At 36.9% G+C, this 25,573-nt stretch carries 21 protein-coding genes and 1 other annotated feature; of the genes, 15 read left to right on the top strand and 6 right to left on the bottom strand.

Annotated features, from left to right (window positions below):
• Positions 1-42: 42 nt before the first annotated feature.
• On the bottom strand, positions 43-876 hold the full coding sequence (locus P3T75_RS11425) for a helix-turn-helix domain-containing protein (RefSeq protein ID WP_206902254.1): 834 nt from the start codon (positions 874-876) through the stop codon (positions 43-45).
• Between the two features lie 222 nt (positions 877-1,098).
• Here P3T75_RS11425 and P3T75_RS11420 point away from each other — a divergent pair, with 222 nt between their 5' ends.
• Complete coding sequence (locus P3T75_RS11420; RefSeq protein WP_282461652.1) at positions 1,099-2,847, top strand: ABC transporter ATP-binding protein; 1,749 nt, start codon at positions 1,099-1,101, stop codon at positions 2,845-2,847.
• The gene (locus tag P3T75_RS11415) at positions 2,837-4,618 is read left to right on the top strand and encodes an ABC transporter ATP-binding protein (RefSeq protein ID WP_282461651.1); all 1,782 of its coding nucleotides are present in this window, start codon (positions 2,837-2,839) and stop codon (positions 4,616-4,618) included. Before P3T75_RS11420 ends, P3T75_RS11415 begins: the two co-directional genes overlap by 11 nt.
• Before the next feature lie 52 nt (positions 4,619-4,670).
• On the opposite strand, the gene P3T75_RS11410 is transcribed toward P3T75_RS11415, so the two are convergent.
• Positions 4,671-6,662 (bottom strand): KUP/HAK/KT family potassium transporter, encoded by a 1,992-nt coding sequence (locus tag P3T75_RS11410; RefSeq protein ID WP_206902257.1) that lies wholly within the window; start codon positions 6,660-6,662, stop codon positions 4,671-4,673.
• Between the two features lie 276 nt (positions 6,663-6,938).
• On the opposite strand from P3T75_RS11410, the gene P3T75_RS11405 reads away from it, so the two are divergent.
• Both P3T75_RS11405 and P3T75_RS11400 read left to right on the top strand, forming a co-directional pair.
• Complete coding sequence (locus P3T75_RS11405; protein WP_282461650.1) at positions 6,939-7,388, top strand: DUF3290 domain-containing protein; 450 nt, start codon at positions 6,939-6,941, stop codon at positions 7,386-7,388.
• Between the two features lie 11 nt (positions 7,389-7,399).
• Positions 7,400-8,038, top strand: coding sequence for a DUF421 domain-containing protein (locus P3T75_RS11400; protein ID WP_206902259.1), 639 nt, complete (start codon positions 7,400-7,402; stop codon positions 8,036-8,038).
• 793 nt (positions 8,039-8,831) lie between these two features.
• Here P3T75_RS11400 and P3T75_RS11395 read toward each other — a convergent pair.
• Complete coding sequence (locus tag P3T75_RS11395; RefSeq protein ID WP_206902260.1) at positions 8,832-9,002, bottom strand: hypothetical protein; 171 nt, start codon at positions 9,000-9,002, stop codon at positions 8,832-8,834.
• Positions 9,003-9,028: 26 nt separating this feature from the next.
• Positions 9,029-9,511 (bottom strand): prolyl-tRNA synthetase associated domain-containing protein, encoded by a 483-nt coding sequence (locus P3T75_RS11390; protein ID WP_206902261.1) that lies wholly within the window; start codon positions 9,509-9,511, stop codon positions 9,029-9,031.
• Positions 9,512-9,582: 71 nt separating this feature from the next.
• Positions 9,583-9,816, top strand: a binding site (T-box leader).
• 437 nt (positions 9,817-10,253) lie between these two features.
• Here P3T75_RS11390 and P3T75_RS11385 point away from each other — a divergent pair.
• The 10 genes from P3T75_RS11385 (at position 10,254) to P3T75_RS11340 (ending at position 21,695) form a co-directional block, all read left to right on the top strand.
• Complete coding sequence (locus tag P3T75_RS11385; protein ID WP_206902262.1) at positions 10,254-10,901, top strand: amino acid ABC transporter permease; 648 nt, start codon at positions 10,254-10,256, stop codon at positions 10,899-10,901.
• A 15-nt stretch (positions 10,902-10,916) separates the two neighbouring features.
• On the top strand, positions 10,917-11,549 hold the full coding sequence (locus tag P3T75_RS11380; protein ID WP_282461649.1) for an amino acid ABC transporter ATP-binding protein: 633 nt from the start codon (positions 10,917-10,919) through the stop codon (positions 11,547-11,549).
• Positions 11,550-11,574: 25 nt separating this feature from the next.
• On the top strand, positions 11,575-12,390 hold the full coding sequence (locus P3T75_RS11375; protein ID WP_230710269.1) for an amino acid ABC transporter substrate-binding protein: 816 nt from the start codon (positions 11,575-11,577) through the stop codon (positions 12,388-12,390).
• A gap of 91 nt (positions 12,391-12,481) precedes the next feature.
• A complete protein-coding gene (locus P3T75_RS11370) occupies positions 12,482-14,908 on the top strand; it encodes a DNA translocase FtsK (RefSeq protein ID WP_282461648.1) in 2,427 nt (808 codons plus the stop codon).
• A 279-nt stretch (positions 14,909-15,187) separates the two neighbouring features.
• A complete protein-coding gene (locus P3T75_RS11365; RefSeq protein WP_206902266.1) occupies positions 15,188-15,331 on the top strand; it encodes a hypothetical protein in 144 nt (47 codons plus the stop codon).
• 294 nt (positions 15,332-15,625) lie between these two features.
• A complete protein-coding gene (locus P3T75_RS11360) occupies positions 15,626-16,375 on the top strand; it encodes an ABC transporter ATP-binding protein (protein ID WP_282461647.1) in 750 nt (249 codons plus the stop codon).
• Positions 16,365-18,176 carry an FtsX-like permease family protein gene (locus tag P3T75_RS11355; protein ID WP_282461646.1) on the top strand — a complete coding sequence of 604 codons (1,812 nt, stop codon included), beginning with the start codon at positions 16,365-16,367 and terminating at the stop codon, positions 18,174-18,176. The genes P3T75_RS11360 and P3T75_RS11355 overlap by 11 nt, the downstream gene beginning before the upstream one ends.
• Before the next feature lie 296 nt (positions 18,177-18,472).
• The gene (gene rlmN / locus P3T75_RS11350) at positions 18,473-19,546 is read left to right on the top strand and encodes a 23S rRNA (adenine(2503)-C(2))-methyltransferase RlmN (protein WP_230710494.1); all 1,074 of its coding nucleotides are present in this window, start codon (positions 18,473-18,475) and stop codon (positions 19,544-19,546) included.
• A gap of 355 nt (positions 19,547-19,901) precedes the next feature.
• On the top strand, positions 19,902-20,456 hold the full coding sequence (gene aac(6') / locus P3T75_RS11345; protein ID WP_230710261.1) for an aminoglycoside N-acetyltransferase AAC(6')-Ii: 555 nt from the start codon (positions 19,902-19,904) through the stop codon (positions 20,454-20,456).
• Positions 20,457-20,729: 273 nt separating this feature from the next.
• A complete protein-coding gene (locus P3T75_RS11340) occupies positions 20,730-21,695 on the top strand; it encodes an RNA-guided endonuclease TnpB family protein (protein ID WP_282461645.1) in 966 nt (321 codons plus the stop codon).
• A 250-nt stretch (positions 21,696-21,945) separates the two neighbouring features.
• Here the strand turns inward: P3T75_RS11340 and P3T75_RS11335 are convergent, their stop codons facing one another.
• Both P3T75_RS11335 and P3T75_RS11330 read right to left on the bottom strand, forming a co-directional pair.
• Entirely contained in the window at positions 21,946-22,779 is an 834-nt protein-coding gene (locus tag P3T75_RS11335) for an NUDIX domain-containing protein (RefSeq protein ID WP_206902271.1), read from the bottom strand.
• A gap of 19 nt (positions 22,780-22,798) precedes the next feature.
• The gene (locus tag P3T75_RS11330; RefSeq protein ID WP_282461644.1) at positions 22,799-23,107 is read right to left on the bottom strand and encodes a hypothetical protein; all 309 of its coding nucleotides are present in this window, start codon (positions 23,105-23,107) and stop codon (positions 22,799-22,801) included.
• 260 nt (positions 23,108-23,367) lie between these two features.
• Here P3T75_RS11330 and metG point away from each other — a divergent pair, with 260 nt between their 5' ends.
• Entirely contained in the window at positions 23,368-25,377 is a 2,010-nt protein-coding gene (gene metG, locus P3T75_RS11325; protein ID WP_206902273.1) for a methionine--tRNA ligase, read from the top strand.
• Positions 25,378-25,573 lie beyond the last annotated feature (196 nt).

Raw genomic sequence — 25,573 nt, 5'->3', positions numbered from 1 at the left:
TTATCGAGCTGAGAGATAATTTTACTCACTAAAGTTATAAAACTATGATGTCTTTTTTTCGCTTAAACCAGAAGGGGCAATCCCAAATTGTTTTTTAAAAGATTTACTGAAATGGTAAGCATCTTGATAACCTGTTGCTTGAGCAATTTGTTTGATCGTTAAAGGTGTCGTCTTTAATAAATGCTTTGCTTCTTTTAAACGCAATTTGATTAGGTAATTAATGGGACTTTCACCGACTATTTCTTTAAAAAGGCGCGATAAGTAGGCTGGGCTGACAAACTGTGCTTGTGCCAGCTGTTCTAATGTTATTTCTTCTTTAAAATGATTTTCCAAAAAGTAAATAGTATCGTTAACAATTTTTTGCTGCCGTTGTTGGCGACTGGAAAGAAAAGTCGGTTGCCGCTCGTTGGTATCATCTAAGCCGCGTAAAATATGCACCAGCATTTCACTAACAAGAATTTTGCGCAAAACAAGGGTTTCTGGTGCGTCTTGATACAGTTCTTCTAAGAGGCGCCAAGCGATTTGCAACACATTTTGCTGGTGACGACCCAAATTTAAAATGGGACTTTTATGGGGAAATGTATTTCTCGGCAAACCTTGTAAAGTAAAATTCTTAATACCGATATGCAATTGATGAGACGTTTGTTTTACATGGCGCTCCATATGGTGGTAGCCCGGGTTAAACAATAAAACTTGTCCTGCTCGAATAGTTGTTTGAGGTAAGTCTTCAAAAAAATACTCGGATTCGCCTTCTAGCACTAAAGAAATTTCTAAAAAATCGTGGGCGTGAAATTCACCGACCCAGTCTTCATCACAACAGGCATCAAAGAGATATAATATTTCGGGATTAAAAGTCTGAGCGTTAATTAAATGCATGATAGGCTCCTATATTTTGTATTTAACTAAAAATAGTCTAAGTAATAAAATAAAATACAATTTTTGCAATCGCTTTAAAAAAATTGATTAAAAAAATAATGGAATAATAAATTTTGAAAATCGTCTTTGTTAATATTTTACATCATTTTAAAGAAGATATCCCATTTCTTTTCCAATTGATTGCTCTAAGATGTTTATAGACAAGAAGTTGGAGGTGAGTGGATGTCTAATATGCAATGGATTTGGCAGTATGTAAAAAAATCGCGTAATCATTTTGGCCTTATTTGCTTATTTATTATAATCAATGCTGTTTTAATTGTGGTGAATCCTTATGTTGGAGGATTAATTGTCGATGATGTCATTAATCAAGGGAAAAAAACGTGGTTACTACCTTTGATTGCACTGATGATTGGTACAACTGTTTTTCGGACAATTGTCCGTTACCTATATCAAATTTTGTGTGAAAGAATGAGTCAAAACGCAATTTATGCCTTGCGAGAGGATATGTATCACAAATTGCAAAGCTTAGATTTTGATTTTTTTAACCATACGCGAGTGGGCGATATCATGGCACGCATGACAGGGGATGTGGATGCAATTCGGCATTTCGTCGCATGGGTAACTTACAATATCGTAGAGTGTGTCTTATGGTTTTTGGCAGCAGTTATCGTGATGGCTTTTATCAGTTGGCAGCTGACTTTGGCGTTGTTGATCGTTACGCCGATTATTTTTGTTTTAACTAATAAAATGGCCAAAGAGGCGCATCCTAAGTTTTTTGAAATACGGGAGAGTTTTTCACGATTAAATTCTATGGTAGAAGAAAATATCGGTGGTAACCGAGTGGTAAAGGCTTTTGCTAGAGAAGATTTTGAGTTAGATAAATTTAAGCAATACAACGAAGATTTTAAACAACGTAATATGGAATCGGCTAAAGTCTCGGCCCGCTTTTTACCATGGTTGGATGGCTTTGCTGGTACATTAGCAGTCATCACACTGGTTTTCGGGGGGATTTTGGTTATTGGCGGTAACATGACGTTAGGGCAATTGGTAGCTTTTAATGGTTATTTGTGGATGTTAAATAATCCTTTGCGGATGAGTGGTTGGTTGATCAATGATGTCCAGCGCTTTAACGCCGCATGTATTAAGATTCGTCAATTACTAGGGCAAAAATCAAGTATTCCAGTAGAAGAAGAGGAGACACTTAATCCGATTAAAGGAGAAGTCGTCTTTGAAAATGTTAGTTTTCATTTTTCAGATGATCCGGAACATAATGTTTTATCCAATATCAGTTTTAAAACCGGACCGGGTAAAACAGTCGGTATTTTAGGGGAAACCGGTTCTGGTAAAACGACGTTAGTAAATTTAGTTGGTCGCTTTTATGACCCGACAAAAGGACGCGTTTTGATTGATGGCAAAGATGCAAAAGAATACCCCGTGCGACAATTGCGGGAAAATATCTCCATGGTAATGCAGGATGTATTTTTATTTTCAAATACTATTTCTGATAATATTGCTTTTGGTAATCCTTATGCTGATGAAAACTTTATCCGCCAAATGGCGACAGTTGCAGATGCCGATTCCTTTATTGCGCGGATGCCACAAGGGTATGAGACTGTCGTTGGAGAACGAGGCGTGGGCTTGTCTGGTGGGCAAAAACAGCGGATCTCCTTGGCTCGTGCTTTGGCAAAAAATCCTTCTATCTTAATTTTAGATGATACAACGTCGGCTGTGGATATGGAGACAGAATCGAAAATTCAGCACGAATTGGCAAAACTGACGACAGAAAAAACGACGTTTGTCATCGCCCATCGCATTTCTTCTGTCAAAGATGCGGACTTGATTCTTTTAATGGAAAAAGGTCATGTCGTAGAACAAGGAACCCACGAAGAATTAGTTACAAAGCGTGGAAAATATTATGAAGTGTATCGTAAGCAGCTTGGTTTGACAGGGGGGCAAGAAGATGGCGCGTAATCGTTTTGATGAAGATGAAGAGTTAGCCCAAGAGTTTCGCTGGGGCGATTTAAAACGGCTATTAAGCTATGTCGCACCTTATAAAAAAGCGATTTTTGTCGTGTTGGCTACCATCATTTTGGCCAATGGCCTGGGGATGTTAGGTCCTTATCTAACCAAAATTGCTATTGATACTGTTATTCCGCAACAAGACAGTAATCGTTTGTTGTTTTTAGGCGGGATTTTTCTTTTGTCTTTAGTGGTGATTGGGTGGTGTATGCACTATCGCATCATGCACATCACAGAAATTGGGCAAGATATGTTAAAAGATATGCGTTTTGATATTTTTGAACATTTACAACGATTGCCTTTTTCTTATTTTGATAATCGTCCTCATGGCAAAATTTTGATTCGGGTTGTAAATTACATTAATACCCTGAGCGATTTATTAAGTAATGGTTTAATTAATTTAATTTCAGATATTTTCAGTGTCGTCATTACTTTAGCATTTATGTTTTTTATCGACGTCCGTTTAACGTTATACAGCTTGATCTTATTGCCAGTCCTTTTTGTCATGGTATTGATAATTCAAAATAAGCAGCGAAAAGCCTATCAAGTATTGAGTAACAAGCAATCTAATCTGAATGCTTATATTCATGAAAGTATTGCAGGGATTCGGATTACGCAATCTTTTGCCAGGGAAAAAGAAAACGCCCGCGTTTTTGATGAAGTTAGTGGGGAATATCGGACTTCTTGGATGAAGGCTGTCAAAATTCAATTTCTTTTATGGCCCGGTGTGCAAAATATTGCCGTTTTGACAACCTGTATTATTTATTATGTTGGTATCTCTTCTTTAGGGGTTAATGTCACGACGGGGACTTTGATTGCTTTTTTAAGCTATATCAATAATTTTTGGAATCCTGTTATTAATATTGGAAACTTTTATAATTCTTTAATTACGGCGAGTGCTTATTTGGAACGGATTTTTGAAACGTTAGATGAAATTCCCGATATTCAAGATGCACCAGATGCCAAAGTTTTACCGCCAATTAAAGGAAATGTTGATTTTGAAGATGTAATTTTCCGCTATGAAGAGGGCAAAAATATTTTAAATGGTGTTGATTTCCATGTGGAAGCCGGCCAAAGTATTGCATTAGTTGGGCCTACTGGAGCGGGTAAAACCACTGTAATTAATTTACTTAGTCGTTTTTACGATGTAAATTCCGGTAGTGTTAAAGTTGATGGCGTTGATGTACGCGCGGTGACATTACAGTCATTACGGAGTCAAATGGGGGTTATGCTGCAAGATACGTTTATTTTCTCTGGAACCATTATTGAAAATATTCGCTATGGTAAACTCGATGCTAGTAAAGACGAGATTATCGCCGCTGCTAAAGTTGTTCGAGCCCATGATTTTATTAAGGATTTAAAAGATGGTTATGAAACAGTGGTAGAAGAAAGAGGAAGTACGCTATCGGCAGGACAGCGTCAATTAATTTCCTTTGCCAGAGCATTATTGGCGGATCCTAAAATCTTAATTTTAGATGAAGCTACTTCAAGTATTGACACCAAAACAGAAGAACTATTGCAAGAAGGATTGCAACAGTTGCTAAAAGGAAGAACTTCCTTTATTATTGCGCACCGTTTATCAACGATAAAAAATGCAGACCGTATTTTTTATGTAGCTGGGGGCGTCATTGCTGAAAGTGGCAATCACGAAGAGTTAATGAAACAACGGGGTTTGTATTATCACTTGTATCAATCCCAGTACGATTTATTACAGGCAATTTAACAACGTCTATTCTAAGAAAAAGAGCCAGGATAAAAATCCTAGCTCTTTTTCTTTATTTTGATCGTTCGATAAGACGCGTTTTTTTCATCTTGCCGATGATTAGTGGGACTGTTTCGTATAAGACATCGCTATACTCTAGTCCAAACCAATTTTCAGGAGACATGGTATGGCGTTTAATAAAGAGTTTTGCCTGCATAATTTGGCGTTCCCATCTATCCAATTCTGTATTGTTGGACAATTCTTCTTCAATTAATACAAATTGAAAATCACCAACAATGCGGCCAGGTGTTAAGGAATAACGTTGAGGTTGTTCTGGTAAACGCCCGTCTTTCATTAAATCGTGAATAATTTGACGGACATAAACATTGACCTCTTGGTTGACGCGAAAGCCCAAATACAGGCGAACAACTACAATAAAGTCAGTATCTAATGTATCAATTGAAAACTCTTTAGTATAAGGCTCGTCTGTTACGATGACGTTGACAAACCAATACGTTTGCGCCCGTTTTGGTCGTTTATCCAAAATAGAGTAAACAAATTGTTTGCCGATCTCATCATTTGTAACGTGGGGCACCATAAAGACGACGTTTGTTTGATACATCGGGACACTTTCGTCGCTACGCAATGCAGTTAATTGTGGTACATATTCTTTTAGATGTACAGTATCGCTGGCTTTTTCTTGGATAATATTGCCCCACTCCCAAATAATCATGACAGCTAAAATGAAAAGGGCCATAATGACTGCGACAAAACCTCCATGTAAAAATTTGGCGGCACTGGAAATGAAAAAGATAGTTTCAATTGCGGCAAAGAAAAGACTCACACAAGCTGCCAATAAACGATTGTGGCGTTTTTGGGCCAAATAAAAATAAAGAAGCAAGGTGGTCATTAACATCGTAACGGTAATCGATAGTCCGTAAGCAGCCTCCATATGAGAAGAAGTTCTAAATGTTAAAACAATTAAAGAACAAGCTAGCCATAAAATAAAGTTTACCGCGGGAATATACATTTGCCCAATTGAAGAACCAGGGTACATAATTTTCATGCGCGGTAACAAGCGCAACTTAATCGCTTCTGAAACAAGGGTAAAAGAACCTGAAAGTAAAGCCTGTGAAGCAATGACAGCAGCGATCGTAGCAAAGACGACACCGAAGATCATCCAGCTTGCCGGTAAAATTTGGAAAAATGGATTTAACTGTTCAATTGCTTGTGTTTTAGGATCTTGGTAAACACTTAAAAGCCAAGCAGCTTGCCCAAGATAGTTTAGCAATAAACAAATTTTGACATAAGGCCAGCTGACCCGAATATTTTTCTTCCCTACATGTCCCATATCCGAGTAGAGAGCCTCTGCCCCGGTAGTCGCTAGAAAAATATTTCCTAAAATTAAAATTCCTAACTTATTATCTGGACTAAACAAAAGTTTAATGGCATATAGCGGGTTTAGAGCGCGAATAACCGATAGATCTTGGCCAAAATGGAAAAGTCCCATCCCACCTAAAAAAGTGAACCATAAAAACATTACCGGTCCAAATGCTTTACCGACAACATCTGTCCCAAAACGTTGCACCGTAAATAAAATCAATAAAATAATTAAGGTGATAATGACAATGATATTTTGATTCATCCCAAAGTGTTCATAAAAAGCAGGAATGCCGCGAAGCCCTTCGATGGCTGTTGTCACGGTTACAGCAGGCGTTAAGACGCCATCGGCTAGTAAAGCTGCACCGCCAATCATGGCTGGAATAATGAGATATTTACTTTTTTTACGGACCAGGGTATATAAAGAAAAAATCCCACCTTCACCGTGGTTATCGGCATTTAAAGCAATCACTACATATTTGATGGTCGTTAAAAAAGTTAACGTCCAAAAAATTAAAGAAACTGCGCCCAAAATAAAATCGGGATTTAAACTTTTTAGGCCACCGTTTTCTTCTACAATCGCCTTCATAACGTAAAGAGGGCTTGTCCCGATATCTCCGTAAACAACCCCCATGGCGACTAGCAGACCAGCTGCTGTTACTTTTGACATTTTTTGCTGACTCATTTTTTCCTCCTAAGTTTGCTTAAATTAACCAAAATTTTTTTATTAGTGAATTTTTGGTTTAACTTAGGTCTGGCAATTATGTTTTAGACCAGCGATTTACGCGAGTTGTTGATCTAAAACCATAGCTCATCTATGTGCTACTCCCCTAATTAAGCTACATTATCAAGACTTTTTAGAGCAATGTCAAACAATAGCTGTAAAAAAATCAAATATATCAAGAATAATTCGTCTTCATGCTAAAATGAGGATAAGTATATGAAGAAATGAGGAGTTAAAATGACTTTTTACGGCATAAGCTATTTGCAAAATAATGCTGGCGTAAACGACTATATCAAATATGGGCTGATTTTTGCCGCCTTGCTTTTTTTGATTTTTGTATTTAGCGCTTATTTACGGCACCGGTTAGATACCAAATATCGAGATTTAACGATTATTATGCTGTTGTTGCTGCTTTTTTTATTAGGGGTGCAATATTCTGATTACAAACAAGATCAAACCAATCATTCTCAATCATCTCAGATGGTGCATTTTGTTAAAAAAGTGGCTCAAGATGAAGTTGTCACACCCGAAGAAGTATATGTAAACAGCACGACTTTGTCTGATCAAATGCTCGTGTTGATTGGTGATGATTGTTACCGGGTAACATTAAGTCAAGATGGTACGAATTTTAAATTGGATTCGGTTGCTTTGTTGACATCAAAAGATCAAATTGTGAAACAAAAATAGGGGGAAATAAAATGAGTTACTATTTACCAATTTTGGCTAAGTTTGCTTTAGGCCTAATTTGTTTAATCTTACAAATTACGATTATGGGTAAAGGCAATTTGGCTCCAACTTCACCCATGGATCAAGTACAAAATTTCGTTTTAGGGGGCATTATTGGCGGTGTGATTTATAATGAAGCCATTACTGTCTTGCAGTTTGTATTGGTCTTAATTATTTGGACGCTGCTAGTTTTGGTTTTGAAATTTGCAAAAGAACACAATCGTTGGGTCAAACGCGTTATAGACGGCGCACCGGTCACGTTAATTCGCAATGGGGCTGTTAATGTGCAAGATTGCCTACGTATTGGTATTTCTGCAAATGATTTGATGTTTAAGCTACGTTCTAATGGTATTTTTGAAGTGGAGAAAGTGAAGCTGGCTGTGATGGAACAAAATGGCCAGTTAAATGTGATTGAATATGGTGCAGAAATGATCCGCTATCCTATTATAGTAGATGGGCAAGCTAACTTTGATTTATTAGAAATCATTGAAAAAGACAGCGATTGGCTAGAAGCTGAGGTAAAAAAACAAGGTCATGAGCGGATTGGCGAAATCTATTTAGGTGAATATTTAAATGGTAACGTTATATTAACTGCCTATGATGCACAATAAATAAAAAGACCGATGCTAATCAAATGCAAAAGATAGTATAACGATACAGTGTGTTCTTATTCTGAGTAATCATCTGATAAAAAAATGAGAAAATAAAAAATAAAATGTTGTTTCAAAGTTATCTTACTGCGTGTAAAAGACTTTGAAACAACTTTTTTGTCGCGTGATTTATCGAAGGAAAATGAATTTTTAATACATAACATCGTTATTTATAAGTTTTTAGCTTCGTTTTTTAATAAATCTTTTTTTAGGTGGGAAGGATATAAAAAAAGTGGGTTAAAGCACTAAAATATCTCACATTTTTTCGAGAATTGGCTTCGTACATGCTAGTATAAATATGCAAGTAGAATATTTTAAGGAGGGCTGTCAATGCGAAGTCGAGGTCGGTTTTTAGTTGGGTTGATATTATTTATGATTTTATCTGTTATTATATTGGCAGGTGTGTTGTTAGGAGTTTTGAAATATTTGGGATTGGATTTACTGGTATAATACATATTTTTTCAAGCTTTAAAATTACATAAAAAAAGCGTCCTTTAGCTAATCAATCGAAAAGTTAACCCTTTACGATTGATACACGCTAAAAGACGTTTTTTTCATCTATGGAAGGAGTATAAATTTTTTGAAAAACAACATTGCTTTGAATGTTTTAGCGCTGTCCATTCTTTTGAACTGCCTAGTTTCACGAATTAATCCTGCGATCAAAGTCGAAATTTGCTAAAAAGAAAAAGCCGTTTTCGTAAATCTTGGTCTTATAGCTCAACCCTGGACAATTTCCTGCCGCTTTTTTTATCGATTAAAAGGCAATTAAGTGAAAAACCCCTAAACAGACTGCTTTTATTTTGCGAACTTTTTTGTTTTTGTCATCTAATTGTTCATAAACTTCGCGAATTGAATCTTTTGTTAATAAATAAAATAAATAGCCGGCACCACCGGCAATTAGGGTGAAGATAAATAAGAATAACATAAGAGCAAATACACCTCGTAATTTTATTAAATTGCTAAATAAAGCGGCTTGTAGCCAAGATGATCTAATAGTTTGGCAAAGTCAGCAAATTGCATGATTAACGTCGTTGAATTGATATTTGGGTGAAAACCAACGGTATCATTTTGATCAATGGCTTTGTCTATGACCACTGTGATTTTGTGATCATGATCATTTGGTAAAGCTAAAGGTGTGACTGAACCTGCAGGCACATTGAGTAATTCTAACAAATTTTTTTCAGAAACAAAAGAAAGACGCTTTTCCGCTAAAATTTCGGCTAAATGTGTCAAATCTGCTTGCTTTTCATCAGGTAAAATGACTAAAAAACGATGTTCGCCTTTGCGAGGCTTTAAAACTAAATTTTTTACTTGCGGTCCAGGTAATGAGAAGGGCACGTTTTTAACAGAAGTAATGGGCTCGTGGTCCACTCGTTGATAAGAAATATTTAAATCAGCTAACAGGCGGTACGCTTCTTGTTGTGTTGCAGTCATGAAAAAAACTCCCTTCAAAGAAAATAGTTGACAAAATGCATTTGACCTTTTAAAGTTAAAGACAACCTAATAATACGACATCGATAAGAAGAGTAGCAAGTTTGTTTATCCAAAGAGAGTCTCTGGTTGGTGAAAAGAGACGATGGCAATTTGTGAACCACATCTTGGAGTTGTTTTTCTGAAATAAAAGTAAGAAAATCCGGGTATGCCCGTTACAGCAGCAGTCATTGATAGATGACTTATGGAGGCTCTCGTTGTAAAACAAGAGTGAAAAAAGGTGGAACCACGTAATTTACGTCCTTTAGCGCATGCGCTAAAGGACTTTTTTTATAGTCGGATTACGAATTTCTCGTAAATTCCTTTGTTACCATAGTCAAACTTCACAAACTAGTGCTAAAAAACGAAGGCGGAATTTACGGTTGGGTATAATTTTTCTTAAATTTCCCATTTTTTTAGTACAAGGGAGTTTTTAAGCTTTGCTATTTTGATTTGACTGCTTAAGTTTACTTTTGTGAAAAAGTAAAAAATAAGAGGTGGCACCGCGTTGTTACGCCCTCTGATGTAAAAGTCAGAGGGCTTTTTTTATCTGGAAGTAAAAATTTTCACACGAAAATTTTTCGTTTATCAAAAGATAGACCGTGAGCGATTCATACACCTGCTTTTTAATTTGTCAGGTTAAAAAGTTGCGTCTGACCCAGTGTCTTCCACTTTTTTGAATTAGAAAAATAAAGGAGAGAAACAAATGAATTATTTAATTTCTGTTTTACCACAATTGTTGTCTGGTGCAGGCATCACATTAAAATTATTTGGTTTAACGCTATTGGGCTCGATTCCGCTAGGGATTATTTTAGCTTTTGTTCTAGCGAGTCACCTGCAACCTTTCAAACTATTGGTGCAAGTCTATGTTTGGGTAATGCGGGGGACACCCTTACTACTACAGTTAATTTTTATCTTTTATGGGTTGCCTTTATTGCTACCAGCTTTGGTTTTAGATCGCTTTGATGCAGCGCTATTGGCTTTTGTGATTAATTATGCTGCCTATTTTGCTGAAATTTTTCGTGGCGGGATTCAATCCATCCCCCAAGGACAATATGAAGCGTCCCAAGTATTACGCCTAAGTAAAATGCAGACGATCAAAAAAATTATTATTCCGCAAGTTGTAAAAATTACTCTTCCCTCTGTGGGAAATGAAGTTGTTAATTTAGTAAAAGATACTTCATTGGTTTACATTTTAGGCCTTTCAGATATGATGCGTATCGGCAAAATTGCGATGGAACGGGATACAACATTACTACCGTTAGTTGGTGTTGGTTTGATATACTTAGTAATGACTGGTTTATTTACGTTAATTATGAAACTTTTAGAAAATAAATTAAATTATTACCGTTAGGCAGGTGAAGTAGAAATGTTGGAATTAAGAAAAATTAACAAGGCTTTTGGTAAAAAAAATATTTTTGAAAATTTGGATTTAAATATTCCAGACGGCGAGATTTTAGCTATTGTGGGTCCTTCTGGTGGCGGGAAAACAACGCTACTACGGATGTTGGCAGGTTTGGAAAAAGCAGATAGCGGAACGTTTTTATTAGACGGTAAAGCCTTTAATCCCACTGCCTTAAATGAACAAGAACAAGTTGTTGGTGTGGTGTTTCAAGACTTTCAATTATTTCCTCACCTGAGCGTTTTTGAAAATATAACTTTGGCGCCAAAGTTAGTCTTAAAAGAAACACAAGCTGTCTATAGTAAAAAAGCCGAAAAATTAGCAGCTCAACTAGGCTTAGAAGATTTATTACAAAGTTATCCTTACCAATTGTCTGGTGGTCAAAAACAAAGGGTGGCGATTGCTCGGGCGATGGCAATGGACCCGCAAGTTCTAGCTTATGATGAACCAACGAGTGCTCTAGATCCAGCCTTAAGAGAACAAGTGGAAAAACTAATTTTATCTTTAAAAAAAGAAGGCGTCACTCAAATTGTGGTTACCCATGATTGGGCCTTTGCCGAACATATTGCCGATCAAACGTTAAAAGTATCACCAAAATAAATGGGAAAAAATGGAGGTTTGGAAAATGAAATTAAAAAAATGGGGCGCGTTATTAACAGTAGTGGCAAGTCTGGGTTTACTGGCGGCTTGTGCAAGCAAAGAGGAAAATCCTAAAACGAAAGCAAACGAAGTACCAAAAGAAGTTGTTATGGGTTTAGACGATACTTTTGTGCCGATGGGGTTTAAAGACAAGAAGGGAAATTTAGTTGGTTTTGATATTGATTTAGCCAAAGCAGTATTTAAAGAAACAGGACAAAAGGTCAAATTTCAATCCATTGATTGGTCTATGAAAGAGACAGAACTAGATAACGGGACCATTGATGTCATTTGGAATGGCTACTCCAAAACGGCAGAACGGGAGAAAAAAGTTCTTTTTTCAGATACGTATATGGAAAATGACCAAGTGTTAGTAACACCAAAGAAAAGTAAATTAACTGCTTTTAAGGATATGAAGGGGAAAATTTTAGGCGCGCAAGAAGGTTCTTCTGGGTATGACTTGTTTACAAAGCAACCAGAAGTATTAAAAGATATTGTGGCCGATAATGATGCGGTCTTATACGCTAGCTTTAACGAAGCCTTTATTGATTTAGAAAATGGGCGAATCGATGGCTTATTAATCGATAAAGTCTACGCTGATTATTATTTAACGCAGAAAAAGCAAATGGATGATTACAATATCATCAAAGGTCCTTTTGAAAATGAAGACTACGCAATTGGCGTAAGAAAAAATGATCAGGCTTTAGTAGAAAAAATTAATACAGCACTTAAAACATTAAAAGACAACGGTGAATTTAAAAAGATTTCTGAAAAATGGTTTGGTGAAGATGTCGCCCCAAAATAATTGCGAAAAGATAACTTTTAACAGGCTGAACAAAACTTTTGTTCGCCTGTTTTTTTTTGTATAATGGAGAAGATGAAATGAGGGATTGAAAATGGCACAACCAAAACGCCAGAAGAAAAAGAAACGCGTGACTAAAAAACAACAACAGCAACAAGAAAAAATGATGTTGGCGGCAATCGGCGCCGCATTTATTATATTTGCCGGATTGGGTTTATTTAAGCTAGGCTTTTTAGGCACCTTAATTGCAAATTGCTTGCGGATTATCGGTGGAAATACGTATCCTATCTTGGCTGTGGCTTTAGCTTTGTATGGCTTGTGGTTAATGGTTAAAACGACAGCAGCAAAGTTTGAAAGTTTTCGCCGCTTTTTTGGTGGCTTGCTGATTTATGCGGCATTGTTATTATTTTTGCATGCTCTATTATTCCGCAATGTGATTAGCGGCACACCCAATATTATCACTACGACTTGGGGAACCTTATTAGGAGACATTCGCTCTAATCAAGTTAGTCAAAATGTCGGCGGCGGTATGTTGGGGGCAATTTTGTATCAGGGAAGCTACTTTCTTGTTTCCCAAGTGGGGAGCTATTTTTTGGCCTTCTTACTTGCAATAGTAGGGTTGTTTTTAGTCAGCATGATGAGTGGCGGTGAATTAGTAGAACACTTGCAAAATATAGGGGATAATTTACAAGAATTTTTAGCTGGTGATCCTGCGAAAAAAGCTGCGCGACAAGCGGCGAAAAAAGCGCGACAAGAAGAAAAAGCGGCGAGAAAGGCCGAAAAAATTGCAGAAGAAAAAGCAGCGGCTAAAGAAGAGTTGGCCCGCAATGAAAAAAATCAAGTGCGTCCCATGACTGCTGGAGAAAAATTGGCAGCGACAGAAAAAGTTGACACGGCAGTCGAAGCTGAACAATTGAGTTTTGTGCCGATTGATCACTTCCAAGAAAAAGTAGCAGTAAAACCCAAAATGGATTCTAAAATACAAAATACACCAGATCTTTCAGAAACTACGGCAGAAATGCCAGATGACGGTGAAGATTTAGACTTTGAAATTCCTGCAGAAGCAGAAGATCGTGATTATCAATTGCCAGATGTTACATTATTAGATTCACTACCACCGACTGATCAAAGTGATGAGTATCAAAAAATTGAACACAATATTGGAGTCTTAGAAAAAACCTTCCAAAGTTTTGGCGTCGATGCCAAAGTTGTGAAGGCTAGTCTAGGACCAGCAGTAACAAAATTTGAAGTGCAACCGGCTGTTGGTGTTAAAGTTAGCAAAATTGTTAGCTTGACCGATGATATTGCATTGGCACTAGCGGCAAAAGATGTGCGGATGGAAGCGCCAATTCCCGGAAAATCTTTAATTGGGATTGAAGTTCCCAATAGCAGTATCAGTACAGTTTCCTTTAGAGAAGTTATTGAGGCACAGCCAGATCATCCTGATAAATTATTAGAAGTACCACTTGGCCGCGATATTTCCGGGCGGGTACAAACGGCTGATTTAACTAAAATGCCGCATTTGTTAATTGCTGGTTCCACTGGTAGCGGGAAATCAGTAGCCATCAATGGGATTATCACCAGCATTTTGATGCGAGCAAAACCTCATGAAGTCAAATTAATGATGATTGATCCAAAGATGGTGGAATTAAATGTCTATAATGGTATTCCTCACCTCTTAACTCCGGTTGTAACAAATCCTAGAAAAGCCGCGCAAGCATTGCAAAAAGTTGTTAAAGAGATGGAAGAACGTTACGAGAAATTTGCCGCAGCTGGTGTTAGAAATATTACCGGCTACAATGAAATGATTTTAGCCCGTAATTTAAGTCATGGGGAAAACAACCCGATTTTGCCATTTATTGTTGTTATTGTCGATGAATTGGCGGATTTAATGATGGTTGCTTCAAATGAAGTGGAAGATGCGATTATTCGCCTAGCGCAAATGGCACGAGCAGCGGGTATTCATATGATTTTGGCTACACAACGGCCAAGTGTCGATGTTATTACCGGGATTATTAAAGCAAACGTTCCTTCACGTATGGCCTTTGCTGTTTCTAGCGGTACAGATTCTCGTACCATTTTAGATAGCAATGGCGCAGAAAAACTACTTGGTCGTGGCGATATGCTCTTTTTACCAATGGGCGAAAATAAACCGATTCGTGTTCAAGGCGCATTTATTTCCGATCATGAAGTGGAACGTGTCGTGGAATTCATCACAGAACAACAAGGTGCTGACTATGAAGAGAAAATGATGGTAACCGAAGAAGACGAAACAAACAGTGGCGCCAATGCACAACCAGAAGATGAGTTGTATGAACAGGCAAAAGATTTAGTCGTTGAAATGCAAACTGCCAGTGTTTCTTTACTGCAACGCCGTTTTCGTATTGGCTACAACCGAGCAGCACGCCTAGTCGATGAATTAGAAATGCATGGTGTTGTGGGGCCTTCAGAAGGTAGTAAACCCCGTAAAGTTTTAATTGAACCAAGTGAACCAGAAGAACTTCCGCAAGATTTTGAATAAATAGTTTCATTTTCAACGCTAAAAATATATTGTTCCCTTTTGGATATGCTTTGTGGTAAACATATGCAGATCAAGTTGTGTAAATGCTAATGTTTACAATAAGGCGAAATTTTTTTAAATTCCAACAGTAATCCCAATTTCGTAATATTTTACCCGGATCACGTAAGGATTAAGGGCGTTTTAGTAGCTTTTCTTATCAATAAAGAAGGTATAAATTGGGGGGTAGCATAGGGGTGAATGATTCCGTTAGCTTTGCTATTTGCCAAAAGTAGGTGAAGTATGAAAGAACTCTTGCTAAATTTATTGCGTAAAATCGCCCGTCTATCACGTAATAGTGGAGCCGCAAGCGGGAATACCTTTGCTCGTAACGCATACGGTGAACTGGAACAAAAAGAACAAAAGCAAAAAGAACAGGGAAAATAAAGTCAAAAAATTTCTAAGCGTTCAAAAAGTTCAAAAATAAAACCTGAAAATTAACTTTTCTTACGAAGCTTATGGCGGGATAAGAAAAGTTAGTTATTCAGGTTTTTTTTGTACCAATCAAATTTATTTATTACATGAAGACACCTAACAAAAGTGTTAGGCCCTTGTTAGCCCTATCTATTTTGTGTTAGCCGAAAGTTTCGTAAACTAAAAGAGTAAACAGGAGGTCTGATTGTAACAGGTAAATCAGACAAATTATTTTTATCAAATACGAATGACTAAGGAAGTGCGAAGATGTTACAAGTTGAAAATTTACGTAAAGTTTATGGGGACACCATGAAATATGAAGCACTAAAAGGAATTGACTTAACAGTCGACGATGGTGAATTCATCGGTATTATGGGACCTTCAGGAAGTGGGAAATCAACATTTCTAAATTTATTGGCCACAATTGATGAACCAACTAGCGGCAAGATTTTGTTAAATGGCAAAGACCCTCATGCGTTAAATCAAGAAGAAATTGCTGCTTTTCGTCGCAATCAACTGGGTTTTGTTTTTCAAAGCTTTAATTTATTGCCAACATTAACAGTGGAAGAAAATATCGTTTTACCGCTAACCTTGGATGGTGAAAAAGTAGCGGTCATGAAGCGTCAGGTTAAAGAAGTAGCAAGTCGCTTAGGGATCGGGGATTTATTGAAAAAGCGAATTGCTGAAATCTCCGGCGGACAAGCGCAACGTGTCGCAGTTGCAAGAGCGATGATTCATCAACCAGAATTGGTTTTAGCCGATGAACCAACCGGAAATTTAGATACCAAGTCATCAAAAGACGTGATGGGTTTATTGCAACAATTAAATGAAGCAGAAAAAGCTACAATTTTAATGGTAACCCATGACCCATTGGCAGCCAGCTACTGTGAACGAATCGTATTTATTAAAGACGGAGAATTGGTTCATGAAATCAGACGCCAAAATGGTCAGCAAGCCTTTTATAACCAAATCATGGAGGAATTAGCCGCAATTGAGGGGGTTGACAATGAATTTTAGACAATTCGTTGTGCGTAATACGATGCGCAACAAACACCTATACCTTGCTTATTTTTTAAGTACTTTATTTGCGGTGATGGTTTTTTTCACCTTTAGCGTTTTTGCTTTTCATCCCAAACTTGTTGGGGATGCCTTAAATTCAAAAGCCCAAGTGGGGATGCTAGGAGCCGCAATCATTATTTACGGTTTTGCTTTTTTCTTTGTTCTTTATTCCATGGATGTTTTTTTACAATCCCGAAAAAAAGAATTCGGACTATTAATGATTCAAGGGATGAGCCCTAAACAGTTACGAAAGATGGTTTTTATTGAAAATATTGTCATTGGTTTTTTTGCGACAATTAGTGGTAGTCTAGTAGGTGTTTTATTTTCACAGCTTATTTTATGGCTATCAAAATTTTTAATGCGAATTGATTTAGGCTTTTATTTTCCGGTTAAAGCATTAGCGTTAACTGTTGTGGCCTTTATGGCACTGTTTTTTGTCATTTCCTTTGTCATTCAATTTAGATTACCTAAACTAAACGTGCAAACGTTATTAAAAGCCGGTGAATTAGGTAAGGGCTCCTTTAAAGTTTCTCGTTGGAAAAGTATTTTAGCGGTAGTTTTGATTGCAGCAGGTTACGCTACTGCCTTACTAGCGCCAGAAACTGCGGTTATTATCGTTTTTCTACCAGTTGTTTTTGTAGTCATTGTGGGCACGAAATTTTTGTTTGATCAGTTAAGTGTTTGGGTTATTGAAAAATTACGGAAAAACGAAAAAGTCTTTTGGAAGAAAACCAATATGGTCGTCTTTTCAGATCTTGCTTTTCGGATGAAAGATAATGCGCGCTCCTTCTTTTTAGTTGCGATTATTTCTACCGTAGCTTTTTCAGCAATTGGTTCTTTATATGGGTTCCGTCAATTGTTGGTAGGTAATATGGATGCTACGTCATACGCCTTTCAAGCACTTGATGCCAAAGAAACTTCTGTGCAGGCTGTAAATAGCGCGCTTGAAAAATATGATATTAAAGCTGATGAAGTACCCGTGAGTGTTTATACTGGTGAAGGGATTCAAGTTATTAGCCAAAGTGAATACAATAAATTAGCCAAGGCTACTAAAACGCAAGCCTTAGCGCTAAAAGAGGGGACTGCGATTCAATTAAAAGACACAAGTGGGATGGAAAATGCGGCAACAACAAAAAATGTGACAGTGGCAGGTAGTAATTTAGAAGTCACAAAAGAAGAAGATACTTCCATTTTGAGTACATTTATACCAACTTATGTCGTTAGTGATCAAGTTGCAATGAAAGATTATCAACCAAATCACTATGTTTATTGGTTTACCCCGAATGCAAGTGTAGAAGATCAGATTAAAGCCGGTAAAGCGGTGGAAAAAAATACTGATATCGTTTCAGTCGAATTTATGAAAGATATGGTTATCCAAAGTTACGCACCTGTTTTATTTGTCGGAATTTTCATTGGGATTGTCTTCTTCGTATCTGCCGGTAGTTTCTTATATTTCCGTTTATATAGTGATATGGATGTCGATATTGAAAAATTCAAGATGATTTATAAAATGGGCTTGGCCAAAAAAGAGCTGAAAAAGATGATTTATCAACAAATCGGTATTTTATTCTTTACCCCAATTATTGTGTCGGTTATTCATGGCGCAGTGGCACTAACTGCCATGTATCATATGTTTAAAATGGGGATGCAGCTAGCTGGTTGGGAAGTTCTTGGCGTTTTTGTAGTCATCCAAATTATTTATTACTTGGTCGCGCGCATCTTTTACTTCCGCAAAGTCTATCAAGCTGTAACGGCGTAATTTAGCCGCACCTGAGAAAATAACCACTATTTATTTGCAGTTCCCCTTCTTGCTTTTGAGAAAGTAAAATAGGGAACAAGTCAGATAAAGTGGTTATTTTTTATGATAAAAATACCAATATGTCGCAATTTTTTAGATACTTCGTTAAAAAGTTAGCATACTTTTTAGCCACACTTGAATTTTAAATTTTTCTTATTCTTTAAAAAAATCCTGCCCTTATTGAAATAAGGACAATAAATCTGTTATAGTATGGAGCGAATCTGTCAAAAAGGGGAAAAATTGTGAGAAAACCTACAATGAAACCATCGATTTATGGTTTAAATAAAGAAGAATTAATTCATTGGTTTATTGAAAATGGCGAAAAGAAATTTAGAGCGACCCAAGTTTGGGAATGGCTTTATGAAAAACGGGTGACAGCCTTCAGCCAAATGACCAACTTGTCTAAAGATTTAATCGCAAAGTTAGAAGAGCATTTCATCGTTAATCCATTAAAACAACTGGTTGTGCAAGAAGCGAGTGATGGAACGGTCAAATACTTATTTGAGTTGCCCGATAAATTAATGATCGAAACTGTTTTGATGCGACAAGAATATGGGATGTCTGTGTGTGTCACGACCCAAGTTGGCTGTAATATTGGGTGTACTTTTTGTGCCAGTGGGCTTTTGCGCAAACAACGGGATTTAACTACCGGAGAAATCGTTGCGCAGATTATGTTGGTTCAACATTACTTTGATGAACGCGGTGAAGATGAACGTGTTTCCCATGTTGTGGTAATGGGAATTGGTGAACCATTTGATAATTATGATAACGTGATGAACTTTATTCAAGTCATTAATGATGCCAAAGGTTTAGCCATTGGCGCTCGCCATATCACTGTTTCAACTAGTGGCTTGGCGCGTAAAATTAAAGAATTTGCAAACAATGGGTTACAGGTTAACTTGGCGATTTCATTGCATGCACCTAATAATGAAGTGAGAAGTTCCATGATGCGCATCAATAAAAGCTATCCAATTGAAGTGTTAATGGAAGCAATCGACGAATATATTGAAAAGACAAATCGACGGGTGACTTTTGAATATATTATGTTAAATAATGTAAATGATCGCCCACATCATGCGCAAGAATTGGCAGATCTATTAAAAGATAAGAAAAAATTAGCCTACGTGAACTTGATTCCTTATAACCCAGTTAGTGAGCACGATCAATACTCCCGCAGCGATAAAGCAGATGTTTTACGTTTTTACGATATTTTAAAACGCAATGGGATTAATTGTGTTATTCGCAAAGAACACGGAACAGATATTGATGCGGCTTGCGGGCAATTACGTAGTAAAAAAATGCAAGAACAAAAGCAAAAACAGCAAGCTTAAGAGCGGTTGGAACAAGCGCTACCTCTTCAAGAATTGCACTTATCGCAAAAGAAGCTCCTTTAGTCACACTGTTTATTTGCAAATAGGAGTTGAGATGAATTAACGTCCACTCAGATATCCGAAAGAAAAATTTTTGAAGTTGAGATGAAAGTCAGCCTGGCTTTTATCTCAACTTTTTTTATCATCGGCCAGCCTTTTTACCCTGGTTTTAGCTTATTACTTAAACAGCGGGCTTTTTTTCCAAAAGCTAAAAATGACGTTGCGTTTTTCATTGAAAAGAAGTAAAAAGCATTTTATTTCCGACATTTTCTAATTATTGGTAAACTACCCATAATACTACAGGAGGCGCATGCCAATGTTAATTACAGAATTTGAACGAGATAATCGGATTTTAAGAGACCAGTTGGCGGATCTTTTAGCGAAAACTTGGCCGAAAGATTATGGGCAAACAGCAAAAGCAGAAGTTGAAAAATTGTTAGCACCAGAGCGTATTGCCGTAGCCGCATTGGTGGAAGATGACTTAGTCGGCTTTGTTGGGGCAATCCCACAATATGGTCAAACCGGCTGGGAAATGCATCCATTAGTTGTTGTTTCTGATTTTAGACGTCAAAAAATCGGGGCTCGCTTAGTATCTTTTTTAGAATCTGAAATTGCATCTCGTGGTGGCATTACTATTTATTTAGGTACCGATGACGAAAATGATGAAACAACGTTAAGTCAAGTTGATTTGTATCAGGATCTTTTTGGCACGATTGCGCAAATAAAAAATCTAAAGAATCACCCCTACAGTTTTTATCAAAAAATGGGCTATCAAATTACCGGTGTAATTCCAGACGCAAACGGCTGGTTTAAACCAGATATTATTATGGCAAAGCGAATTGGTGATTTTGAAGAACTAACAGAAGAATAAACAAGCACAACAAATACTCGAATAACCTTAAAGTTGGTCTGCTAGCTAACTAAAGGTGTTCGAGTATTTTTAATTGGAATGTATAAATTTTTCACAAGTAAAAACGGGCTTGCAATTTTTCAGAAGATTCTTTAAAATTGTTTACAAAGATAAAAGATGCAATATTCAGAAAATTTAAGTGTTGCATTTTATATTGAAGAAAAAGTAATTGCTAGTTACCAGCAATTGCCGGCTTGTTGTTTTGTTGGGGAGTATGCTTTTTAAGGGGAAAATATGGGGAAAAACCAAAGGAAAGTGCTAAAGGCTTACAAGTTTCGCATTTATCCAACCAAAGCACAGCAAAAATTTTTAATTCAAACTTTTGGTTGCGTTCGCTTTACGTACAATACGCTTTTAAAACAGCGTCAGTTCAATACGATTGAAGCAAGTAAAAAGCTGACACCTGCTGCCTTAAAAAAGGAATTTCCTTTTTTAAAATTAACCGATAGCTTGGCATTAGCAAATGCACAACGAAATTTAGCGCGCGCATTTCAAAATTATTATCAAGGTAGAAGTGGGCATCCAAAAATGAAGCTCAAAAAAAGTACGTGGCAGTCTTACACCACGAATAATCAGCAACAGACAATCTGGTTAAAGGATAACTTATTGAAGGTACCTAAATTAAAACAGCCCATTGCTGTTGTTTGTCATCGAAAAGTGGTAGGAAAAATTAAATCTGCAACAATTACTGCAAAGAATTTGCAACAGTTTTATGTTTCATTATTATGTGAAGAAGAAGTTTATCATTTGCCTAAGACTAAAACTGAAATTGAATTACGTTTTGCTCCAAATCAGCTTGTTGTAGGCAATCAATTAAAATTTTGTCGTCAACTTTGTGTAAATGACCTTGAAACCAAGTTAAAAAAAGCCAAACGAAAATTGGAAATAAAAGCCAAAAGTGCACAGCAACGAAAAGTGAGATTGGCAGAGGCCAAAAACTATCAAAAACAAAAATTAAAGGTACAAAAATTGTACCATCATAAGCAACAGCAAAAAAAAGCGTGGATTGACGAACTAACAATGCATCTGATTAAAAACTATGATTTTTTATATGTTGAAGTCCCAAAAAATGGGATAGAGGGATCTTTTACGTTGGCGGACTGGCAAAGTTTTTTAGTTAAGTTGCAGTATAAAGCCAATTGGTACGGGAAAAAAGTGATTTTTTTAACAGCCGCTAAAACGGTGCGAAAAATCAGTTAAACAGTTTAACTGGAAGGGACTCCAGGGCTCGCCTAGGGGATAAAAAAGCTTGGCTTTGTTTCTAGGAATCCGTTCACTAATTATGATAAACCAAATAAAAAAACGTCATTAAAGGCTGACAGTTAAATGTCATTGGCCTTAATGACGTTTTTTTAGCTGATTTTGTAAACCAGCCAGCTAAAAAAAAAGCTGAAGTCTTCTAAAATTGATTGATTATTCGTGTCTAAATGAGTACCGAGAGCTTTTTTGATCAAAATTTTGCCAACAGGACATCATCTTTTAAACGATAAATTTTTGAAGGACGACCAATTCCCAATGGTTTTTCTCCGATTTCAACAAAGTATTGCAACATAGCTTTTTTGAAGTTGGAATGATCAATACTTTTAAAATCCATGCCCCAAAATTTCGCAAAAACTTTACGAGCTTCGGTAATCGTGAAAGTTGGTCCTAAGACTTGTAAGACGCGCGGTTCATGCTCCATTTTTTCTGCTACCCGGTTAAATGCTTTTAAGACAATTTGACTATGGTCAAAAGCCAAAGAGTCACTGCCAGAAGAAGCGCCGGTTTTTAAATTCAAAATGATTTCAACATCGTGACCACTGGTTAAATAAAGCTCACTACCTTTTCTTTCCATCGTAAACCAGCGAACGTCATCGGCGTCATCGCCGGCACTTAGTGGTTCTTCACCAATAAAAGTTAAATAGCTGACGGTGACGACCCAACCCCGAGGATCGCGATTAGGCGTACTAAAAGTATGGAGCTGCTCAATATTTGATTTAGAAATTTCGACGCTAGTTTCTTCTTGCGTTTCTCGTAAGACAGAGTCATCCGTTGATTCATTGGGCATAACAAAACCACCTGGGAGAGCCCAAGAATTACGGTAAGGATGGCTTTTTCGTTTGATTAAAAGCATTTTTAATTGATCTTCTTCTTTGTTGTAACACATTAAAACCATGTCTACAGTTAAAGATGGCTTTTCGTATTCTGGGTGATCTTGTTTTTTATACCACTGGAGAAATTCTTCTTCGGTGGCGACTTGTTCATAGTATTGTTTTTCTTCAGCTAATGTTGCAAATTCTGGCATAAACGGCTCACCTCTACTTTTAATTAAAAACAAATGGAATAATCAAATTAAACAAAAAGAAAATCAAATAAAAGGGCGTTACTTTACTAGCTTTGTCATTTAGGCTAATAAAGCCTGAAATCGCAATAACAGCCAAGAAAATCCCGCGAAATATTAATGTTGCTAAAAGAAATAGTCGTAAGTTATCTTGTAAATTAAAATAGCCGTACAAGCGGCTGTAAAAGGCGCAAAATACCATGTGCAAGAGCGTTAAAATGGCAATTGCCGCTATTAGAAGACGATGTTTTTTAGTCATATTATTTCCCTCAATTTCGTTAATCTCTTTCATTATACCAAAAAAACTTTTTTTAAGGCGACGAAATAGAGGGAAAATGAATTTGCCGATGTTTTTTACAAGGAAAAGGACTTAAAGAAAGTTGGAATTGTGGTATACTAGCTAAGAATCATTTACGTGATGTGTACTTGAAAATTAGTTTGACTACCTTGGCTAAAGTATGGTTAGCAGCCTATTTTGGTGTTTATTTTATTTTTTTGACTGTATTTTTAAGGTAAGTCATTTAACTTTTTTATTAACTAGGAGGAAAATCCATGGCTGGCAAAGAAACTTTTTATATTACAACCCCAATTTATTATCCCAGCGGCAAATTGCATATCGGAAATTCATACACGACAATCGCCTGTGATGCCGTTGCTCGTTACAAACGTTTAATGGGCTTTGATGTTTTTTACTTAACTGGTGTTGATGAGCACGGTCAAAAAATTGAGAAAAAAGCATTGGAGTTGGGGGTTGAACCCCAAACATATGTGGATAAAATGGCCGCAGACATTCAAAAATTATGGAAGACATTAGATATTAGTTACGATAAATTTATTCGGACAACAGATGACTATCATAAAGCGGCTGTTCAAAAAATTTTCGATCAACTGTTAACACAAGGTGATATTTACCTAGGAGAATACGAAGGTTGGTATTCAGTTTCTGATGAAGAGTATTTTACCGAAACCCAATTAGCCGAAGTTTATCGTGATGAAGATGGTAAAGTGATTGGCGGTAAAGCGCCAAGCGGTCATGAAGTTGAATTGGTTAAAGAAGAATCTTATTTCTTCCGTATGAGTAAATACGCAGATCGCCTGCTAGAATATTACAATGAACACCCAGAGTTTATTCAACCGGAATCGCGCAAAAATGAAATGATCAATAATTTCATTAAACCAGGTTTAGAAGACCTAGCAGTTTCACGAACGACTTTCAAGTGGGGGATTCCAGTTAAATCTGATCCAAAACACGTTGTTTATGTTTGGATCGATGCTTTGTCAAATTATATTACGGCATTGGGCTACGGTTCAGACGATACGCATTTATTTGACAAGTATTGGCCAGCAGATGTGCATATGGTAGGCAAAGAAATTGTTCGTTTCCACACGATTTATTGGCCGATTATGTTAATGGCATTAGATTTACCATTGCCAAAAAAAATCTTTGGTCACGGCTGGTTATTAATGAAAGATGGCAAAATGAGTAAATCAAAAGGTAACGTGGTTTATCCTGAAATGCTCGTGGAACGTTACGGCTTAGATGCTCTGCGTTACTACTTATTGCGGGCAATGCCTTTTGGTTCTGATGGTGTCTTTACCCCAGAAGATTTTGTTGCGCGGGTAAATTATGACTTAGCCAATGATTTGGGGAACTTATTGAACCGTACAATTGCCATGATTAATAAATATTGTGATGGCAATGTCCCTGCTTATGCATCAAAAGTTACCGCTTTTGATAGTGAATTATCAACAACAGCGGCAAATGTGGTGGGGCGTTATCACCAAGCGATGGATAAAATGGAATTTAGTGTTGCTTTATCAGAAGTATGGGCGTTGATTTCTCGTGCCAATAAATATATTGATGAAACAGAGCCTTGGGTATTAGCCAAAGATGAAGAAAGAAAAGCTGAATTGAACAGTGTGATGGTGCATTTAGCTGAAAGTCTGCGTATTGCGGCAATTTTATTACAACCGATTATGACTGAAACACCAAAGAAAATTTTCCAACAATTAGGCTTGGATCCAGAAACAATGGACTTAAAAGATCTACGTTTTGGGGAATTTCCACGTGATACGAAAGTTGTTGCCAAAGGTACGCCAATTTTCCCTCGTTTGGATCAAGAAGTAGAAGTTGCTTACATTCAAAAGAAAATGACTGAAGGAGTAAGTAACCCAGAAGAAGCAGTAAAATGGGATCCAGAAGAAACGGAATTGGTTTCAGTAAAAGAAAAACAAATTAAATACGATGATTTTGATAAAGTAGAATTGAAAGTCGCAGAGGTTATTGACTGTCAAAAAGTCAAAGGGGCAGACAAATTATTACAATTTCGTCTAGCTGCTGGGGACAGTCAAGATCGCCAAATTTTATCAGGGATTGCGGAATTTTATCCTGATCCTAAAGCGCTGATTGGTAAAAAGGTCGTAATCGTAGCGAACTTGAAACCAAGAAAAATGCGGGGACAAGTGAGTCAAGGAATGATCTTATCAGCAGAAGATGAAAAAGGAAACTTAGCCATTGTGGAGGCACCAAAACAAATGCCAAATGGTTCCGTGATCGCCTAATGAAACGAGTCATATTACTTACGTTTTCACGTAAGTAATATGGCTTATTTTATTTAAACTGTAAGTGAAGTATAGAATTTTCAAAAATTTGTGCAACAATTTTCGAAAATCTCCTTCTTACTTTTAAAGAGTTGAAAGCTAGTGGCAAAGATTATTTAATCAGCGTTTTTTTTAGGAAAAAAAAGCGCGAAAAAAA

Source organism: Enterococcus montenegrensis, assembly GCF_029983095.1.
Taxonomy (GTDB): domain Bacteria; phylum Bacillota; class Bacilli; order Lactobacillales; family Enterococcaceae; genus Enterococcus_C; species Enterococcus_C montenegrensis.
Note: the sequence above shows the minus strand (reverse complement) of the source record. Positions and strands in the feature narration are given on the sequence as shown.

Excerpts from the sequence above, each read along its gene's own strand:
- P3T75_RS11375 (WP_230710269.1), top strand. The coding sequence starts at position 11,575 with ATGAAATTAAAAAAATGGGGCGCGTTATTAACAGTAGTGGCAAGTCTG.
- P3T75_RS11380 (WP_282461649.1), top strand. The coding sequence starts at position 10,917 with ATGTTGGAATTAAGAAAAATTAACAAGGCTTTTGGTAAAAAAAATATT.
- rlmN (WP_230710494.1), top strand. The coding sequence starts at position 18,473 with ATGAAACCATCGATTTATGGTTTAAATAAAGAAGAATTAATTCATTGG.
- P3T75_RS11415 (WP_282461651.1), top strand. The coding sequence starts at position 2,837 with ATGGCGCGTAATCGTTTTGATGAAGATGAAGAGTTAGCCCAAGAGTTT.
- P3T75_RS11390 (WP_206902261.1), bottom strand. The coding sequence starts at position 9,511 with ATGACTGCAACACAACAAGAAGCGTACCGCCTGTTAGCTGATTTAAAT.
- P3T75_RS11405 (WP_282461650.1), top strand. The coding sequence starts at position 6,939 with ATGACTTTTTACGGCATAAGCTATTTGCAAAATAATGCTGGCGTAAAC.
- P3T75_RS11360 (WP_282461647.1), top strand. The coding sequence starts at position 15,626 with ATGTTACAAGTTGAAAATTTACGTAAAGTTTATGGGGACACCATGAAA.
- P3T75_RS11400 (WP_206902259.1), top strand. The coding sequence starts at position 7,400 with ATGAGTTACTATTTACCAATTTTGGCTAAGTTTGCTTTAGGCCTAATT.
- P3T75_RS11340 (WP_282461645.1), top strand. The coding sequence starts at position 20,730 with ATGGGGAAAAACCAAAGGAAAGTGCTAAAGGCTTACAAGTTTCGCATT.
- P3T75_RS11330 (WP_282461644.1), bottom strand. The coding sequence starts at position 23,107 with ATGAAAGAGATTAACGAAATTGAGGGAAATAATATGACTAAAAAACAT.
- metG (WP_206902273.1), top strand. The coding sequence starts at position 23,368 with ATGGCTGGCAAAGAAACTTTTTATATTACAACCCCAATTTATTATCCC.
- P3T75_RS11385 (WP_206902262.1), top strand. The coding sequence starts at position 10,254 with ATGAATTATTTAATTTCTGTTTTACCACAATTGTTGTCTGGTGCAGGC.
- P3T75_RS11395 (WP_206902260.1), bottom strand. The coding sequence starts at position 9,002 with ATGTTATTCTTATTTATCTTCACCCTAATTGCCGGTGGTGCCGGCTAT.
- P3T75_RS11335 (WP_206902271.1), bottom strand. The coding sequence starts at position 22,779 with ATGCCAGAATTTGCAACATTAGCTGAAGAAAAACAATACTATGAACAA.
- P3T75_RS11420 (WP_282461652.1), top strand. The coding sequence starts at position 1,099 with ATGTCTAATATGCAATGGATTTGGCAGTATGTAAAAAAATCGCGTAAT.
- P3T75_RS11355 (WP_282461646.1), top strand. The coding sequence starts at position 16,365 with ATGAATTTTAGACAATTCGTTGTGCGTAATACGATGCGCAACAAACAC.
- P3T75_RS11365 (WP_206902266.1), top strand. The coding sequence starts at position 15,188 with ATGAAAGAACTCTTGCTAAATTTATTGCGTAAAATCGCCCGTCTATCA.
- P3T75_RS11425 (WP_206902254.1), bottom strand. The coding sequence starts at position 876 with ATGCATTTAATTAACGCTCAGACTTTTAATCCCGAAATATTATATCTC.
- P3T75_RS11370 (WP_282461648.1), top strand. The coding sequence starts at position 12,482 with ATGGCACAACCAAAACGCCAGAAGAAAAAGAAACGCGTGACTAAAAAA.
- P3T75_RS11410 (WP_206902257.1), bottom strand. The coding sequence starts at position 6,662 with ATGAGTCAGCAAAAAATGTCAAAAGTAACAGCAGCTGGTCTGCTAGTC.